The organism is Mammaliicoccus sp. G-M28 (assembly GCF_022386595.1).
Taxonomy (GTDB): domain Bacteria; phylum Bacillota; class Bacilli; order Staphylococcales; family Staphylococcaceae; genus Mammaliicoccus; species Mammaliicoccus fleurettii.
The window spans coordinates 1-18,037 of record NZ_JAJNIF010000019.1; the positions used below are offsets into that span (position 1 = coordinate 1).

The 18,037-nt window shown below is 31.6% G+C and carries 16 protein-coding genes and 1 pseudogene; all 17 read left to right on the forward strand.

Annotation, left to right across the window (positions count from 1 at the left end; all coding sequences use genetic code 11):
* Window positions 1-169, forward strand: a pseudogene (locus LQ609_RS11640) (transposase); the annotation flags it as partial.
* Window positions 170-722: 553 nt separating this feature from the next.
* Window positions 723-2,258 carry an AbgT family transporter gene (locus tag LQ609_RS11645; protein WP_239734790.1) on the forward strand — a complete coding sequence of 512 codons (1,536 nt, stop codon included), beginning with the start codon at window positions 723-725 and terminating at the stop codon, window positions 2,256-2,258.
* Window positions 2,259-2,436: 178 nt separating this feature from the next.
* Window positions 2,437-3,378: a mannose-6-phosphate isomerase, class I gene (gene manA / locus LQ609_RS11650; protein ID WP_078356913.1), complete on the forward strand. Its 942-nt coding sequence runs from the start codon at window positions 2,437-2,439 to the stop codon at window positions 3,376-3,378.
* A gap of 15 nt (window positions 3,379-3,393) precedes the next feature.
* Complete coding sequence (locus LQ609_RS11655) at window positions 3,394-3,624, forward strand: hypothetical protein (protein WP_078356912.1); 231 nt, start codon at window positions 3,394-3,396, stop codon at window positions 3,622-3,624.
* A 253-nt stretch (window positions 3,625-3,877) separates the two neighbouring features.
* Window positions 3,878-4,876: a LysM peptidoglycan-binding domain-containing protein gene (locus LQ609_RS11660; protein WP_239734791.1), complete on the forward strand. Its 999-nt coding sequence runs from the start codon at window positions 3,878-3,880 to the stop codon at window positions 4,874-4,876.
* A gap of 204 nt (window positions 4,877-5,080) precedes the next feature.
* The gene (locus LQ609_RS11665) at window positions 5,081-6,451 is read left to right on the forward strand and encodes an EVE domain-containing protein (protein WP_078356910.1); all 1,371 of its coding nucleotides are present in this window, start codon (window positions 5,081-5,083) and stop codon (window positions 6,449-6,451) included.
* 747 nt (window positions 6,452-7,198) lie between these two features.
* Window positions 7,199-8,572 carry an alanine/glycine:cation symporter family protein gene (locus tag LQ609_RS11670; protein ID WP_239734792.1) on the forward strand — a complete coding sequence of 458 codons (1,374 nt, stop codon included), beginning with the start codon at window positions 7,199-7,201 and terminating at the stop codon, window positions 8,570-8,572.
* Between the two features lie 243 nt (window positions 8,573-8,815).
* The gene (locus LQ609_RS11675) at window positions 8,816-9,178 is read left to right on the forward strand and encodes a transcriptional regulator, SarA/Rot family (protein WP_078356908.1); all 363 of its coding nucleotides are present in this window, start codon (window positions 8,816-8,818) and stop codon (window positions 9,176-9,178) included.
* A gap of 124 nt (window positions 9,179-9,302) precedes the next feature.
* Complete coding sequence (gene nhaC, locus LQ609_RS11680; protein ID WP_078356907.1) at window positions 9,303-10,724, forward strand: Na+/H+ antiporter NhaC; 1,422 nt, start codon at window positions 9,303-9,305, stop codon at window positions 10,722-10,724.
* An 88-nt stretch (window positions 10,725-10,812) separates the two neighbouring features.
* Window positions 10,813-11,199, forward strand: a complete 387-nt coding sequence (locus LQ609_RS11685) for a thiol-disulfide oxidoreductase DCC family protein (RefSeq protein ID WP_078356906.1) — start codon at window positions 10,813-10,815, stop codon at window positions 11,197-11,199.
* Between the two features lie 66 nt (window positions 11,200-11,265).
* Window positions 11,266-12,231 (forward strand): LacI family DNA-binding transcriptional regulator, encoded by a 966-nt coding sequence (locus tag LQ609_RS11690; protein WP_078356905.1) that lies wholly within the window; start codon window positions 11,266-11,268, stop codon window positions 12,229-12,231.
* Window position 12,232: 1 nt separating this feature from the next.
* Window positions 12,233-13,114, forward strand: coding sequence for a ribokinase (gene rbsK / locus LQ609_RS11695; RefSeq protein ID WP_115337216.1), 882 nt, complete (start codon window positions 12,233-12,235; stop codon window positions 13,112-13,114).
* On the forward strand, window positions 13,107-13,496 hold the full coding sequence (rbsD, locus tag LQ609_RS11700; RefSeq protein ID WP_078356903.1) for a D-ribose pyranase: 390 nt from the start codon (window positions 13,107-13,109) through the stop codon (window positions 13,494-13,496). Before rbsK ends, rbsD begins: the two co-directional genes overlap by 8 nt.
* 12 nt (window positions 13,497-13,508) lie before the next feature.
* The gene (locus tag LQ609_RS11705; protein WP_239734793.1) at window positions 13,509-15,005 is read left to right on the forward strand and encodes a sugar ABC transporter ATP-binding protein; all 1,497 of its coding nucleotides are present in this window, start codon (window positions 13,509-13,511) and stop codon (window positions 15,003-15,005) included.
* Complete coding sequence (locus tag LQ609_RS11710; protein WP_078356901.1) at window positions 14,986-15,924, forward strand: ABC transporter permease; 939 nt, start codon at window positions 14,986-14,988, stop codon at window positions 15,922-15,924. Before LQ609_RS11705 ends, LQ609_RS11710 begins: the two co-directional genes overlap by 20 nt.
* Before the next feature lie 23 nt (window positions 15,925-15,947).
* Entirely contained in the window at window positions 15,948-16,862 is a 915-nt protein-coding gene (locus tag LQ609_RS11715) for a D-ribose ABC transporter substrate-binding protein (protein ID WP_107509005.1), read from the forward strand.
* 179 nt (window positions 16,863-17,041) lie between these two features.
* Entirely contained in the window at window positions 17,042-17,485 is a 444-nt protein-coding gene (locus tag LQ609_RS11720) for a Dps family protein (RefSeq protein WP_078356899.1), read from the forward strand.
* Window positions 17,486-18,037: the final 552 nt, after the last annotated feature.

The following is an 18,037-nucleotide window of genomic DNA, read 5'->3' on the forward strand; positions in this document are numbered from 1 at the left end:
TGATATTGCGTATTTTGTAAATCAAATTGTAGAAACGATACCTAATGAAGAATTCTACGAATTTACTCACGCTCGTGGTGCATCCTCATATAATCCTAAATTAATGTTAAAGATTATACTCTATTCATATACACAATCTGTTTTCTTTGGAAGAAGAATTGAAAGACTTCGATTAACTTGTGACTTAATCTACAACTCAGCCGAACTCTTCGATTAACTCCTAACTTAATCTACAACTCAGCCGAACTCTTCGATTAACTCCTAACTTAATCTACATCTTATTTCATTTTTTTAAAATTATTTATGTGCCATTCTCTTTTAGTCATAGGACATTTATGTCTAAGCCTTTAACTTTTTAATTGTAAAAATAATAAAAGCGATAAGCTTCAGGAGGCTTATCGCTTTAGGGTGTGTAACCCCATCCGTTCCATTTCATAATCATATATAAAGACTTCTTACAGTTAATAATAAATTGCATGATGTTTTTTCAAATATGAAGTACATTTATTACAACTTATCATCTGTTTATAGTATAAAGTCATCAGTATAGATTATCAACGTAAATTCAAAAAAAAGATACGTCAAATTTACACTTAATTTAGTTGTAAATAGAGTCTTGTAAGTAGCAGTAGTATAACATTTATAAAAAATATCAGAAATTTCAAAAATCAATGTTTTATTTATGATATACTATTTCTAATTTAGTTATGGGAGGATAATTTATGAGCCAAACAAAACAAAAAACGTCTATTGTTAATAAATTTCTGAATTTAATAGAAAAAGCAGGTAATAGATTACCTGATCCAAGTATTCTTTTCTTCTTTTTATGTGCTGGATTAATTTTTCTTTCATGGTTTATTTCATTATTTAATATCAAAGTAGAGAATCCAGGAACAGGGAAGACTGTAGAAGTAACAAGTCTTATTTCTAGAGAAGGGTTTGGGAAAATTATTAGCGAGTCTATAACAAATTTTTCTGAATTTCCAGCATTAGGCTTAGTATTAGCTGTAATGATAGGAATAGGTGTTGCTGAGAAGTCAGGGTATTTTGATAAGTTAATGGTTCAAGTCGTACTAAAAGCACCTAGAAAAATCATTGTTCCTATTATTATATTTGTAGGCATTATAGGTAATGCTGCAGGAGACGCTGCACCAGTGGTTTTACCACCTTTAACAGCACTAGTATTTATAAAGTTAGGTTACCATCCAATAGCTGGACTTGCCATGGCATACGCCTCAGCACTTGGGGCATTTGCAGCGAATTTAACTTTAGGAATGAGTGATGCATTAGTATATGCATTTACTAAACCTGCAGCTGAATTAATTGATAAAGATATTAATTTAAATGTGGCGATGAACTGGTACTTTATTGCAGCTTCAACAATTGTTTTACTTCCTGCAATTTATTATGTAAGTATGAAAATTGTTATTCCAAGACTCGGTACATATCATCCAAATGATGATTCAAATGAGGATGAATCAAATAATGAAATTACTACAAAAGAAAAAAAGGCTTTAAAATTTGCTAATATCAGTTTTCTAATTGTGATAGGAGTATTACTAGCTTTATCTATACCTGAGAATGGATGGTTAAGAAATTCTGATACTGGTAGTTTAATTGAAAAATCTCCTTTAATGGATGGCGTAGGAATTGTTATTCTTGTTGTATTTTTTGTTCCAGGATTTGTTTATGGCATTGTTTCAGGAAAAATTGGAAACACTAAAGATTTAGGTAAAATGTTATCTGACTCAATGTCGACTATGGGAAGCTTCATTGTAATTGTCTTCTTTGCTGCACAATTACTTGCTTACTTGGAGTGGAGTAACTTAGGTATTGTTATATCGGTAAAAGGAGCTGAATTACTACAAGGTCAGAATGGCGTTGTATTAATTATCGGATTTATTATATTGAGTAGTTTAATTAATTTATTAATTGGCAGTGCTTCCGCCAAATGGGCAATATTAGCACCCATTTTTATACCGATGTTTATGTTGTTGGGGTACCATCCAGCATTCACTCAGATGGTATATCGAATAGGGGATTCTATTACTAATCCAATAACACCTATGATGCCATACCTACCATTATTACTTTCATATGCTCAAAAATATGATAAAAACATGAAATTAGGAACGCTAATCTCTAGTTTGATGCCTTATTCAATTGTCTTGGCAATTGTTTGGCCGATATTTATGATTATTTGGTACTTATTAGGTATACCTTTTGGACCAGGTGGAGATATTTACTTTAATAAATAAGATTATTACAAAAGAATTAAATGCTAGATATAATAATTCTATTTAATGTATATTTGTATGATGAGTATTCCATAAAATACTGTCGGTATGGTACAATCTTCATTGGTACATCTATATCATTTGAAATGAAAAATAAGCATTATATAATATATAACAACAAATAGAAAAGGATGATTGAATGTCTCCGTTAATGTTAAAGCCTGTCTTTAAAGAACGCATATGGGGCGGTAGAAATTTAGAAAAAATGGGATATAACCTTCCAGACGGACAAATTGGTGAATGTTGGGGAATATCTGCGCATCAGAATGGGCCAAATGTAATTGCGAATGGTTTGTATGAAGGTAAAACTTTGGACCAAGTTTGGTCAGAACACCCAGAGCTTTTCGGAAATCCTTCTGAAGAAAAGTTTCCATTACTTACTAAAATTCTAGATGCTAATGATAAATTGTCAGTTCAAGTACATCCTGATGATACATATGCCTCAGAACATGAAAATGGTGAGTTTGGAAAGACTGAATGCTGGTATATCATTGATGCAAAAGAAGATGCAGAAATCATATATGGTACATATGCTAATACAAAGCAACAATTAGAAGAATTTATAAAGAATGAGGATTGGAATCATCTATTTAAACGTGTCAAAGTTGAAACAGGGGATTTCTTTTATGTTCCAAGTGGCACTGTACATGCTATAGGAAGCGGAATCATGATTTTGGAAACACAACAAAATTCTGATACAACATATAGAATTTATGACTATGATCGCATTGGTCAAGATGGTGAAAAAAGAGAACTTCATTTAGATAAGAGTATTGACGTTATTACAGTAGGATCTCAAAGTCCGAATGTACCGCCTAAAAAAATCGATGATGAAGAACAAAAAGGCATATTACTAGTGGAAAGCGAATTCTTTACAGTTGCTAAATGGCAAATTAACGGGACATTCAATTTTAGAAAACCAAGAGATTATTGCTTAGTTAGTGTCATTGAAGGTAATGGAGAAATTATTACAGATGGAAATGTGTTTGAAGTTGTTAAAGGTGATCATTTAATTTTGACTGCTGATGACTTAGATAATCATATTAACGGACAATTAGAAGTTATCGTTAGCTATGTTTAGAATGGAGAAATTAAAATGAAGAAATTTTTATATTTATCATTAGCTTGTGCTGTTATAGCAGGACTTGGATTATTCTTTGGATTGCCAAAATATCCTACTCCAGTAATACCATTTATTATTGCTTTAATAGGCTTAATCTTAGCTATCTCTACAGTTAAAGATAAAGAGATTTCAGCTGGTCTAAAGTTAGGAGGCATCCTAGTAAATTTGATGCCAACTTTAGCAGGACTATCATTAATTCTTTAAATTAATAGGAAAAAAGCAGTTGGCAAAATGTAAATTTGTCAGCTGCTTTTGTATGAATATGTTTAAATTGAACTATTTATTATAAGTGTTATATTTTATTTAATTTTTAAATTATTAATCTTTAAAAGTAATATACTATTATAGGGTTAATGGAAATGAAATATAACTGTAATACAAACTGTTGATATTAAAGTGTATAATTAGAAAGAATTAATACAATATAAAAAATGAAACAAGACGGGGGTAAGTTATTTTGAAGAAAAAGACAATAGCGGCATTTGTTGGTGCTTCTGTAGCGGTAGCAGTATCTTCACAGCAGGCTGAGGCAGCAACTTATAAAGTTAAAAGTGGAGATTCTTTGTGGCTTATTGCTGACAAACATAATACTTCAATTTCGAAAATTAAAAGTTTAAATAAATTAAGCTCAAATATTATTTTCCCAAATCAAGTATTACAAGTACCTGGGTCATCAAGTACATCGAATTCTAACACTGGATCTACTTCAACTACATCAACGACATATTATACAGTCAAATCGGGAGATTCATTATCTGCTATTGCAGGCAAATATGGTACATCATACCAAAAGATTATGTCATTAAATGGAATGAGAAATACTATTATTTATCCAGGACAAAGAATTAAAGTTAATGGAACAACAACTTCTGGAAGTGGTTCGAATAATAGTGGATCGTCAAATACTTCAGGTAGCACATCTACTTATACAGTTAAATCAGGAGATTCATTATCTGCTATTGCAGCTAGATATGGCACTTCATACCAAAAGATTATGTCTTTAAATGGATTATCAAACTTCATTATTTATCCAGGACAAAAATTAAAAGTAAGTGGTACAGCATCAAACTCAGGTGGTAACACGACTTCTAATAATAACAGTGGTTATGTGCCACCAACGTTTAGCCATCAAAATTTGTATGACTGGGGTCAATGTACTTGGCATGTCTTTAACCGTCGTAAAGCTATTGGTAAACCAATTAGTACTTACTGGTGGAATGCTAATAACTGGGCAAGTGCTGCAGCAAAAGATGGTTATAGAGTAAATCGTACACCTGCTGTAGGATCGATCTTACAATCATCTGCTGGATATTACGGTCATGTATCATTTGTTGAGCGTTTAAATTCAAATGGTAGTATTCAAGTTTCAGAAATGAACTTTGCATCATCACCAGGTATAACAACTTATAGAACAATACCTGCTTCACAAGTATCTAACTATAATTTTATACATTAAATACTCAAAACTGGGACACTTTGATGTCTCAGTTTTTATTTGTGTAAACATAGACATGAGTGTGAATGTCTTATACAATGTTAATATTAATATGTTGTTAAAAAAGTAAATACAAAGTGCGTTTTTTCATAGAAAATAAAATCATGACATCATAACAATTTTGATTATGACAATCGATAATTATTGATATTAAGGAGTATACATATGTCTGAAGAAAGAAACTACTTTTGGTTAAATTGTGGATATAATAGATGGAATCATACAGAACCATTAGAAGGTCAAATAGCAGTATTTGAATCAGGAGCAAGCTTTAATCCTAATCAAGGATATCATGCTTTTAAAACTGCAAAACCTGGAGATAAAGTAATTTACTATCAAGTTCAAAATCAAGTAGGATTGTTAGGATTTGGAGAAATTGTTCATGTTCAATCAGGTGGCAATCAAAAGGTTAGCATCCACTTTAAATTTGAACAATCTTTAACGATGTTATCTATTGAGTATTTAAAGAGAAGTGAACAATTAGAACTAAGAATTAAACAAATTACAGATCAATTGTTTAATCGTATTTCTAAAGAAGAGTTCGAACTAATTATTGGGTTAGGACAAGGTGCTATTAAGATTCCTAGATATTTCCTATTATCTGAAGAAATCCAATTTGAAGAAAATGAAACTTATACAATATTTACGCATACTGTAAATGGAATTAAAAGAAATGGTTACATCTATTACACTCAGCTAGAAATAGGTGATCAGATTGTATTCTTAAATAGAAATGCTAATCACTCAATAATTGGAATAGGTGAAGTATCTGATAGTATACATAAATTACCACCACAGCCAGGTAGAACAGATTCTACATGTATTACAGTTAAGTATCATAAAGATATTAATCCTGTAAGTGTTGGAGATTTAAATAAACATCAAGCCTTAAAAAAATTATACTTCTTACAAGAAAATTCCAAACAATCAATTGCGAATTTAACTAAAGCACAATATGATGCAATGATAGATATGAGCAATGGGACGTATGAACAAAGTTCAAATCAACAGTACGAAATGTCAGTACCACGTGAGCAAGAAAATGAACATAAAAAAGATAAGCCTATTATTCTTATGCTTTGTGATAATAAAGAAGATGGTTTGAAAAAAGCTAAACATTATGTTGAGCGTGAACTTGCTAAAGGTATTTATACTGTAGGACACCCAGATTTTACAGAAGAAATGTTATATGGAAGATACTTGCCAAACGAAAGTGGTGCATTGTATTACAGAGAAGGATTCATCACAGGTCATATTACAAGTTCTGAAAGAGAATGGCTCGTTATTGACCAGTTTGAAAGAATAGATCCAGAAATATTCCAATTATTCTTAAATGTGTTAGATGGTAATGAAATGACAATACCTAGATATAATCACGAAGGAAAAATGGTGAAATGGAGTTTAGAAAAAGACTCATTCTATCATCATAATCCAAAGTGGCGAATGATAGGATTGTGCTACGGTTCAATAGAAGATATTAAAGAACAATATTCACATCAATTTTTAAAACATTGTAGAGTATTACATGTAGGTTAATAAGTATGAAGAGCTATGGATATAAATCCTAAATCAAAATAAATAAGCATATCACTAAACTGATTTTTTAAAGTTTACAGTGATATGCTTATTTTTTTATCTTGCGATTTTGTACGTGCATGCTTGCCTAGGGGTATGGCTCGAGCCTGTAGTCTCTCACACATACTGTTCCCTTAGGCGTCAGCACTTACAAAATCGTTGGAATATCTATTTTTATATAATCTTGCGATTTTGTACGTGCATGCTTGCCTAGGGGTATGGCTCGAGCCTGTAGTCTCTCACTCATACTATTCCCTTAGGCGTCAGCACTTACAAAATCGTTGGAATATCTATTTTTATTCAAAAAATGAACACTCCTTATCAGCAATTTTGGTAGATCCTGCTTATACTGTATCTCTTATTAGCAATTTTGGTAGATCCTGCTTATACTGTATCTCTTATTAGCAATTTTGGTAGATCCTGCTTATAACGCACCTCATATCAGCAATTTTGGTAGAACCTGTTTATAACGCATCTCTTATCAGCAATTTTGGTAGAAGCTGCTGATACTGTATCTCATATCAGCAATTTTGGTAGAACTTGCTTATAACGCACCTCTTATCAGCAATTTTGCTGAAATTTGCTGATACTACACCACTCCATTTATTTAATATTTATCAATTTGGGTTTATTATTTACCGAATATTCTGTAAGATAAGAATATGATTACGTAAATTTTTATCAATAAAATAGCGAAGGGGTCATTTTATGGAGAAAATCGTAGCATTTTCTGATTGGTTATGGGGGTATCCAATCGTAACACTTTTATTATTATCTAGTTTATTTTTAACGTTATATTTAGGCTTTATTCAATTTAGACATTTCGGATATATGATGAAACAAACGTTTGGAAGTATTAACAAAGAGCCAAAGGGTGAGGGAACAATCACACCAAGACAAGCTTTAACATCTGCATTGTCTTCTACGGTTGGTGCAGCGAATATTGTCGGTGTTCCTACTGCTATTATGATGGGTGGTCCTGGTGCTGTATTTTGGATGATGGTTATTGCATTTTTAGGTATGGCTTTAAAATATAGTGAAAACGTATTAGGTATTCATTATCGTGAAAAGAATGATAAGGGAGAATATGTAGGTGGACCAACTCATTACATGAAAAAAGGTTTCAAAAATAAAAAAGTTGGACTCATATTCTCTTTCGTATTCGCATTTGCTTTAATGATCGAACTTATTCCAAGTATTATGGTACAAGGGAATTCAGCAGCAAGTGCGGTTGAAGATACATTCAATATTGATATGGGTATTACTGGTATATTTTTAGCTGTAGTAGCAGCAATGGTTGTATTCGGAGGTATTAAGCGTATTGCAACATTTACAGAAATGATAGTACCTATAATGGTTGGCTTATACTGTATTATGGGCTTCATTATCATTATCATTAATATTCAATATGTACCGAGCGTTATCGCTTTAGTAGTTGAAAAAGCATTTAATCCTGATGCTGCTTTAGGTGGTAGTTTTGGTGCAGCACTTGCAACTACTGTTCGTTGGGGCTTTGCTAGAGGTATTTACTCTAATGAAGCAGGTTTAGGTACTTCACCAATTGCACATGCTGCTGCAAAAACAGACCATCCTGTAAGACAAGCGTTCTGGAGTGTAAGTGAGATCGTTGTAGATACTTTAATTATTTGTAGTACAACTGCATTTGTTGTACTTGTTACAGACGTATGGAAAGATGACGATGCGAAAGGACAATCTGCTGCGTTAACTGCAAGAGCGTTTAATAGTGCTTTTGGTACTTTTGGAAGTTGGATAGTTTCTATTTCAATGGTATTCTTCGTCTTCTCAACAATAATAGTTGTTATATATTATGGATCTAGAATGGCAGAATACTTATTTGGACTAACAGCTGGATTCATAATGAAAATCATTTATGTATTATCAATTGCACTTGGGGCATTTGGTGCAGGTACACAATTATGGAACTTATTAGATATTGCTTTAGCATGTATACTAATTCCAAATATAATTGCAGTTGTCATATTAGCTCCTAAAGTAAAAGAGTTAACTAAAGAATTCTTTACAGGTAAGGAATTTTATTTGAAAGATAAAAAAGGTAAATAGTATGATTCATTTAATTTAATACAGTAAAAAGATTATAACCAAAAGTGTTATAATCTTTTTTTATTTTAAAAATAAACGTTCATATATAGAATTTGTGAGTAACTCATAACGGTTGGCAAATTGACCACTAAAAAATACATAAAATGTCAAATATTTTATTAAATTCCATATTGATGTTATTTAATTTTGTGTTAAAATTATTTTAAGATAATTTAATTAACTATTAATTAGGAGGTCCAGACTATGAAGACTCAATCTTATTCAGAGGCAATCACAGCATGTTCCGAATTCTTTGACTACCAAAATAAAATTGATAATATCTTTTTAGTTATTGAACAGAAGTATGGTCTAAAGAAACACGAATTTTTCTTCTTAATGAAGTTGAATGAAGTGGAAGAGGTACATCTTAAAGATGCAATCGAAAAAGGTTATATAAAACAAAATAAATCGGCTCGTGCTATAAAGAGACTATTTGAGAAAAAATATATATTAAAAAATCGATTAAAATCTGATGAAAGAGCTGTTATAATACGTTTTAATGATGAATATAAAGAAGAGTTTAATATAATAATGAAAGAAGTATTGTTAATGCTTAAAGAAGATTAATAATGATGTACATACATGGACCTATAAATTTATTGTAGGTCCATGTAAATATAGTGTTGAATAAATAAAAATAAAATAATACAATTGGGAATGTAAGCGCTTTAATTATCAAGGAGGTTTCTCGATGGAAAATGAGTCTTTATCTAAGAATAATATAAGTTTCATTTGGGCAGTTGTTCCTTTTTTGTTTATGATTATTAGTATGTTGTTTACAGTAGTTGTATTAGAACAAGCACCACATATTCCACTTATGATAGGTACTGCAATAGCAGCAATCGTAGCTTTTTATCATGGCTTTAGTTGGAAAGAAATAGAAGAAATGATGTATAAAGGTATAAGATTAGCTTTACCTGCTATTGTCATTATAATTTTAGTAGGATTAATTATCGGAGCATGGATAGGTGGGGGTATAGTAGCCACAATGATTTATTATGGCTTAAAATTAATAACACCTTCTTTATTTTTAGTAACGATAACTGTTATATGTGCAATTGTTTCATTAGCAATAGGTAGTAGTTGGTCAACAATGGCAACAGTAGGTGTAGCTGGAATGGGTATAGGTTTGAGTATGGATATACCTGCTGGCATGATAGCTGGTGCTATTATTTCAGGATCTTACTTTGGCGATAAAATGAGTCCTCTATCAGACACTACAAACTTAGCAGCTGGTTTAACGGGTACAGATTTATTTGAGCATATAAAACATATGTTTTATACAACCGTACCTGCAGTAATCATTTCATTAATTGTATTTTTTATTTTAGGACAACAATTTTCAGTTTCTAATATGGATCAAGGAAAAATTGATGGTATTAACTCTGAAATGTTAGATAACTTCACGATTTCACCTTGGCTATTAATAGTGCCAGTTATCGTTATAATTTTAGTTGCATTAAAAGTACCAGCAATTCCTGCACTTGTAGTAGGTATTATATTAGGTTTCTTATCACAAATCTTTATACAAGGTGGAAGTCTTCATGATAGTGTTCAAACACTACAGACAGGGTATGTACTCGATTCTAAAAATGATTTAGTAAAAGAATTATTTAATAGAGGTGGATTAGAATCCATGTTCTATACCATTTCGATGACGATTGTTGCAATGACATTCGGAGGTATTCTTGAATATTCAGGTATGTTGAAATCGATTATCACGCAAATATTGAAAGTAGCCAAAGGAACTGGCGGTCTTATTGCATCAGTTATTGTTTCGTGTATAGGAACAAATGCTTCATGTTCAGAACAATACATATCGATTGTAGTTCCATCAAGAATGTATATCAAAACATTCTTAGATAGAAGATTACATCCTAAAAACTTATCTAGAGCATTAGAAGATGGTGGTACTGTTACTTCGGTATTCTTCTTATGGAATACATGTGGTGTATTTATCGCACAAACATTGAATGTAAATGTATTAGAATATGGTTTGTATGCAGTGTTCAATTATACAGTTCCAGTTATATCGATAATATTTGGATACATAGGATTTAAGGTCATTTCTATTAACGAAGAAGAATATAAAGAATTTAGTAAAGCTACATAAATAGAAACCGAGACGATACAATTCGTCTCGGTTTTATTTGTAATAATGAAGTGTTACTTTTAAAGAAATAGATATAGGAGTGAATGATATGGCTATTGTTTATTATGATGGTGATTGTGGATATTGTAACAGAGCGGTTATGTGGTTAATTGGTCATAAGATTTCTTCTAGATTTCAGTTTGCTCAATTAGAAGGAGAATATGGAAAGAATTTAGCTAATGTAAGACCAGATTTGAAAAATATAGATTCTATTGTAGTTGTGGATGGTAAAGATGTATATATTAAATCAGATGCAGTTATACATTTATTAAAAAATATTAAAAATTATCAATTACTTGGATGGTCGTTAAAATTTGTTCCGAGATTTATTAGAAATGCAGGATATGACTTATTTGCTAAAATTCGACATAGTTTACAATTTAAAAATGAATGTAAGTTGCCAACAATTGAAGAAAGAAAATATTTTTTAGATTGATATTGCATAAATAATTAGAGCGTGGTATCCTTTTGTGTAAACGGTTACACAAAAGGAAGTTGAAGTATGGCAACAATTAAACAAGTTGCTCAATATGCAGGAGTATCGGTTGCAACTGTATCTAGAGCATTAAACAAAAGTGGTTATGTTAAAAAAGAAACTCAAGATAAAATTGATAAAGCAATTCAAGATTTAAATTATAGTCCAAATGAAACAGCAAGGACATTATACAAACGCAAGTCTAAAATGATTGGTTTGTTACTTCCTGATATTAGTAATCCATTTTTTACAGTAGTTGCAAGAGGTGTTGAAGACGAAGCAATGGCTAAGGGCTATCATATTATTTTAGGCAATGGTGATAGTAATGATGAGAAAGAGCTTGCGTACTTAAACACTTTTAATGTACATAATTGTAGTGGCATTATAGCATCACAACTTTCAAGCAAGGAAACATTTGATTCTTTTAAATCTTATAATATGCCATTTGTATTATTAGATCGTGTATATGAAGATCACGAATTTGTAGAAACGAACCATCTTAAAGGCGGACAGCTTCAAGCTGAAGTGATAATTAAAGGAAAAGCTAAATCAGTTCTCATTTTAGAACAAAATTTAAATTATAAATCATTTAGAGAAAGATTTAATGGAGCTAAATCAGTATTGGATCACGCTAAAGTAAATTACATATCTGCAAATGAGCTAGAACTATCTGACGATGAATTAATTAATATGATTAAAGAATATAGTATAGATAGTATAATTTGTAGTAATGATGTTGGTGCATTTAAAGTAATGAGCATACTGTATAACTATAATTACAATGTACCAAATGATATACAAGTTGTAGGTTATGACGATATACCTTTATCAATTACGTATTCGCCAAGTTTAACTACGATACATCAACCTGCATATTTAATTGGTAAAAAGGCATGTCAGCAATTGATAAAGCAATTAGAAGGTAAAAAAAGAGAACATCATCAAGTATTAGATGTAACTTTAGTAGAAAGACAATCAACAAGGAGAGATTAATATGAAGAAGATAACAGTAATTGGTAGTATGTCTATAGATTTAGTCGTTTCAGCTTCTAAAAGACCAGGTAAAGGTGAAACAATCTTAGGAGACGATTTCTTTACAACACCAGGAGGAAAAGGCGCTAATCAAGCAGTTGCAGCAGCAAGATTAGGTGAAAAAGTACAAATGGTAGGTAGAATTGGTGAAGATGATTTTGGTAAAGAAATATATGGAAATTTAAAAAATAATCATGTTATTGTGGATGGTGTGGAACCCGTTACACATGTTCCATCTGGTACTGCACATATTACTTTATCAGAGCAAGACAATAGTATTATAGTTGTTCCTTCAGCAAATAATGAAGTAACGCCTGATTTTGTAAAGAAACATTTAGAAACTTTAACTGAAGGAGATATTGTATTGCTACAACAAGAGATACCGAGTGAAACGGTTGAATATGTCGTAGAATTTTGTTCAGAAAATGGTTTAGTTTCAATATTAAATCCAGCCCCTTATAGAGAAATCAATAAATCGATTATCGAAAAAGTTGATTATTTAACTCCAAATGAAACAGAAAGTGATGAAATGTTCAAAGGTGATTTAGATGATGCACTTTCAGCTTATCCTATGAAATTGATTGTAACTTTAGGTGATAAAGGTGCTGTTTATCATAATGGTAAAGAAAAAGTTCAAGTAGATGGATTTAAACGTGATGTAAAAGATACAACAGGTGCTGGCGATACATTTAACGGTGCGTTTGCTGTTGCATTACAGAAAGAATACAACTTAGAAAAAGCTTTAGCGTTTGCTAATTTAGCAGCAAGTTATTCAGTTACGGGCATGGGTGCTCAAGGTGGAATGCCAACGTTAGAAGATATTAAAGGAGAATGGAATGTATAAAACAGGGATATTAAACAGCGAAATATCAAAAGTATTAAGTGATCTTGGACATACTGATCGAATTGTAATAGCAGATTGTGGATTACCTATACCAAAAGGCGTACGTAAAATAGATTTAGCACTGTCTTTTGGTGTACCAAGTTTTGAAAGCGTTTACGAACTGGTATTAGAACATATGGCAGTACAAAAAATGATTTTTGCAGAAGAAATTAAATCTGATAATCCAGAGCTTTTAAAAAAAGTTAATCAAAGTGATGTAGAAAAAGAATATATATCACATGAGAAGTTTAAAGAAATGACACGAAATACAGTTGCTATTATTCGAACAGGAGAAGCAACACCATTTGCAAATGTCATTTTAGAAAGTGATGTTTTATTTTAAAGGAGGGGTTCTATGTTAGAAATGGCTGGAATACATAAAGCGTTTGGCCAAAATAAAGTATTAACTGGTGTAGACTTTAATCTTAAAGAAGCTTCTGTCCATGCACTTATGGGAGAAAATGGTGCTGGAAAATCTACATTGATGAAAATTCTTGTAGGTATTCATGCAAAAGATAAAGGTGAAATTAAATTTCAAAATAAGAACGTAGAATATAAAGATGCGCAAATGTCAGAAGATGCAGGTATTACATTTATTCACCAAGAGCTAAATATTTGGCCAGAATTAACTGTACTTGAAAACTTATTTATCGGTAAGGAAATGAAAAATAAGTTTGGCATTTTAAATGAGAAAAAGATGAAAAAAGAAGCTTTAAAAGTATTTGAAAAATTGAATTTCAACATTTCATTAAAGAAAGTTGCTGGCAAATGTTCTATTGGTGAACAACAAATGATTGAAATTGCTAAAGCTTTAATGACAAATGCAAAAATAATTATCATGGATGAACCAACAGCCGCCTTGACGGATAAAGAAATCACACAATTATTTAAACTCATTAAGACACTACAAAAGCAAGGTGTTTCATTTGTATATATTTCTCATAGAATGGCAGAAATATTTGAGATTTCAGATGAAATAACAGTGATGAGAGATGGTAAAACCGTATTGTATAAAGATACTAAAGATACAAATTATGATGAAATTGTTAAGTCAATGGTGGGCAGAGATTTAACTGAACAATTTCCAAAAAGAACTGTGACACCAGGTGAAACTGTTATGGAAGTGAAGTCACTCAGTAATGATGTACAAGGTATTAAAGATATATCGTTTTCATTGAAACAAGGTGAAATACTTGGGTTTAGTGGTTTAATGGGTGCTGGAAGAACAGAAATTATGAGAAGTCTATTCGGAATAGATAAAGGCCATAAAGATATTGAAATTAAAGGCAAATCCGTTTCCATAAAAACACCGGAAGATGCAATGAAACACGGTTTAGGTTTAATTACAGAAAATAGAAAAGACGAAGGATTAATTCTAGATTTCTCAATTGAACATAATATGGTATTACCGTCATTGAAAAGTTTTTCAAATAAAGGCTTTATTAAAGAGCAATCAACACATGTATTTGCAGACCAAATTAGTAAAAGACTAAATATTAAGACTGATCGCAAAGCACTTGTTTCATCACTTTCAGGTGGTAATCAACAAAAAGTCGTGTTAGCAAAATGGATTGGCACAGGAGCTCAAATATTGATTTTAGATGAACCGACTAGAGGTATTGATGTTGGTGCGAAAAGAGAAATTTATCAACTGATGAATGAATTAACTGAACGTGGTGTTTCAATTATTATGATATCTTCAGAACTTCCTGAAGTAATCGGTATGAGTGATCGCGTGATTGTTGTTCAAGAGGGTAGCATTAAAGGTGAAGTTGAACACGAATATATTACAGAAGAAAATATTATGACGTTAGCTACAGGAGGGGAATTACATGCAACAAATCACAGCTAAGACATCTTTTGTCGAAAAAATCATTCCATTTATAGGACTTATCTTATTAATAGTAGTAATTAGTATTATGAACTCAGCATTTTTAGATTTATCTAACCTATTGAACTTATTACGACAAGTTTCTATTAACGGGTTAATAGCATTTGGTATGACATTTGTTATTCTAACTGGTGGAATTGACTTATCTGTCGGTTCTATACTTGCTTTATCAAGTGCTTTCACAGCCATTTTAATTACAAGCGGTTTAGATCCAATAGTTGCACTCATAGTTGGTGTGCTAGGTGGATTCTTATTAGGTGTATTTAATGGAATATTAGTAACATTCGGTAGCATGGCACCATTTATTGCAACACTTGCTACTATGACTATATTTAGAGGCTTAACGCTCGTTGTAACAGATGGTAATCCAATAACAAGTTTAGGCGACAGTTATATGTTCCAACTGTTTGGTAAAGGTTACTTTTTCGGAATTCCAGTACCAGCAGTCACAATGATCATTGTATTTATCGTATTAGCAATTATTTTACAAAAGACAACATTCGGTAGACATACATATGCTATCGGGGGGAATGAAGTAGCTTCAAAAATTTCTGGTATTAAAGTAAATAGAGTGAAAATTTTAATCTATGGTATTTCAGGTTTAATGTCAGCATTAGCTGGTGCAATTTTAACTTCACGTTTAAATTCAGCTCAACCAACTGCAGGTACATCATACGAATTAGATGCTATTGCTGCAGTGGTATTAGGCGGAACTTCTTTAACTGGAGGTAAAGGTCGTATCGTAGGAACACTAATTGGTGTGCTTATTATTGGTGTACTTAATAATGGATTAAATTTACTAGGTGTATCATCGTTCTATCAACAAGTTGTAAAAGGTATTGTTATTTTAATAGCAGTCTTAATCGATAGAAAAAAATAATCAATTAAAGTGAGGAGAAACAAATGAAGAAAATTTTAATCCTGTTAATGACTACCATATTATTTTTATCAGCATGTTCACTTGAATCACCATTGAAAAAAGGTAATCAAGGAAAGACAAATAAAAAGAAATCAGAAGTTACAATTGGGGTAAGTGTTTCAACATTGAATAATCCATTCTTTGTTTCTATTAAAGATGGTATTGAAAAAGAAGCGAAGAAACAAGGTATGAAAGTTAAAGTAGTAGATGCTAGAGATGATTCAGCTAAGCAAACTAATGATATAGAAGATTTAGTTCAGCAACAAGTTGACTATTTAGTTGTCAATCCAACTGATTCAAGTGCTATTTCAAGTTCAGTGCAATCAGCTAACAATGAAGGTATTCCAGTAATTACTTTAGACAGATCTGTTGATAAAGGAGATGTCGCTACATTTATCGCTTCTGATAATGTAGAAGGTGGTAAAATGGGTGGTCAATTTATTCTAGATGAACTTGGTAAAAAGGCTAAAGTAGCTGAATTAGAAGGTGTACCAGGAGCTAGTGCAACAAGAGAAAGAGGTAAAGGTTTCCATGATGTAGCAGACAAATCACTTGATGTTATTGCTAAGCAAAGTGCTAAATTTGATCGTGCAGAAGGATTGAATGTAACTCAAAATATTTTACAAGCACATCCAGATGTAGAAGCAATTTTCTCACATAATGATGAAATGGCGCTTGGTGCAATAGAAGCTATTGGAGATAAAGATATCATTGTCGTTGGATTTGATGGTAATGAAGATGCAATGAAATCAATTAAAAGTGGTAAACTTGATGCTACAGTCGCACAACAACCAGATAAAATGGGTAAAGCTTCTGTAGACTCTATCATCAAACTGATGGATGGTAAGAAAGTCGATAAAGAAATTAAAGTACCACTAACACTTGAAAAAGCTAAATAAATGTTTATCCATTTGGAAAGAAGGTATTAGCCTAATAAAGGTTATACCTTCTTTTTTTCTCTCTTTTCCTTATTTATAATAATTATAAATAACTAGGTATAAAACGTTGACAGATTAGAATGATTATAATATAATAATTATTGTAATCAAGGATATTAATTTTAGAGGAGTGGAAATTAATGACAAACAATAAAGAAGTAATCGAAGTATTAAACAAACAAGTAGCAGAGTGGACAGTATTATATACTAAACTCCACAATTATCATTGGTATGTTAAAGGACCAAACTTCTTCTCACTACATGCAAAATTTGAAGAATTATATAATGAAGCAAGCGTATATATAGACGACTTAGCTGAGCGTATATTAGCAATACAAGGTAATCCAATAGCAACATTGAAAGAAGCATTAGAATGGTCAGTAATTGAAGAAGCTGAGAAAAACTTAACAGCTAATCAAATGGTTGAACAATTATCTAAAGACTTTACAACAGTAATTGCACAACTAGAAGAAGGCATCCAATTAGCAGAAAAATTAGACGATGACATGACAGGTGATATGTTATTAGCTATGGTAACAAGTCTTGAAAAACATAACTGGATGTTAAAATCATTCTTAGGCTAATCATTAATAAAATTGTATTTTAGTTAAAAGAGTGTATTCAAAAAGCTGAGACAAATTAATTGTCTCAGCTTTTTTTATAGGTCATATATATTCACACAAGTCGAAAGAAGTGTGACTAAGAGTAGTCATATTCACACAAGCTGGAAGAAGTGTAATCAAGGATATCCATATTCACACAAGTCGAAAGAAGTGTAAACAAGGATAGCCATATTCACACAAGTTGAGAGAAGTGTAATCAAAGATAGCCATATTCACACAAGTCGAAAGAAGTGTAATCAAAGATAGCCATATTCACACAAGTCGAAAGAAGTGTGACTAAGAGTAGTCATATTCACACAAGTCGAGAGAAGTGTAAACAAGGATATCCATATTCACACAAGTCGAAAGAAGTGTAAACAAGGATATCCATATTCACACAAGTCGAAAGAAGTGTAAGCAAGGATAGTCATATTCACACAAGCTGGAAGAAGTGTAATCAAAGATAGCCATATTCACACAAGTCGAAAGAAGTGTAAGCAAAGATAGCCATATTCACACAAGCCGGAAGAAGTG

Coding starts and splice junctions, on each gene's coding strand:
- LQ609_RS11645 (WP_239734790.1), top strand. CDS start 723: ATGAGCCAAACAAAACAAAAAACGTCTATTGTTAATAAATTTCTGAAT.
- manA (WP_078356913.1), top strand. CDS start 2,437: ATGTCTCCGTTAATGTTAAAGCCTGTCTTTAAAGAACGCATATGGGGC.
- LQ609_RS11655 (WP_078356912.1), top strand. CDS start 3,394: ATGAAGAAATTTTTATATTTATCATTAGCTTGTGCTGTTATAGCAGGA.
- LQ609_RS11665 (WP_078356910.1), top strand. CDS start 5,081: ATGTCTGAAGAAAGAAACTACTTTTGGTTAAATTGTGGATATAATAGA.
- LQ609_RS11670 (WP_239734792.1), top strand. CDS start 7,199: ATGGAGAAAATCGTAGCATTTTCTGATTGGTTATGGGGGTATCCAATC.
- LQ609_RS11675 (WP_078356908.1), top strand. CDS start 8,816: ATGAAGACTCAATCTTATTCAGAGGCAATCACAGCATGTTCCGAATTC.
- nhaC (WP_078356907.1), top strand. CDS start 9,303: ATGGAAAATGAGTCTTTATCTAAGAATAATATAAGTTTCATTTGGGCA.
- LQ609_RS11685 (WP_078356906.1), top strand. CDS start 10,813: ATGGCTATTGTTTATTATGATGGTGATTGTGGATATTGTAACAGAGCG.
- LQ609_RS11690 (WP_078356905.1), top strand. CDS start 11,266: ATGGCAACAATTAAACAAGTTGCTCAATATGCAGGAGTATCGGTTGCA.
- rbsK (WP_115337216.1), top strand. CDS start 12,233: ATGAAGAAGATAACAGTAATTGGTAGTATGTCTATAGATTTAGTCGTT.
- rbsD (WP_078356903.1), top strand. CDS start 13,107: ATGTATAAAACAGGGATATTAAACAGCGAAATATCAAAAGTATTAAGT.
- LQ609_RS11705 (WP_239734793.1), top strand. CDS start 13,509: ATGTTAGAAATGGCTGGAATACATAAAGCGTTTGGCCAAAATAAAGTA.
- LQ609_RS11710 (WP_078356901.1), top strand. CDS start 14,986: ATGCAACAAATCACAGCTAAGACATCTTTTGTCGAAAAAATCATTCCA.
- LQ609_RS11715 (WP_107509005.1), top strand. CDS start 15,948: ATGAAGAAAATTTTAATCCTGTTAATGACTACCATATTATTTTTATCA.
- LQ609_RS11720 (WP_078356899.1), top strand. CDS start 17,042: ATGACAAACAATAAAGAAGTAATCGAAGTATTAAACAAACAAGTAGCA.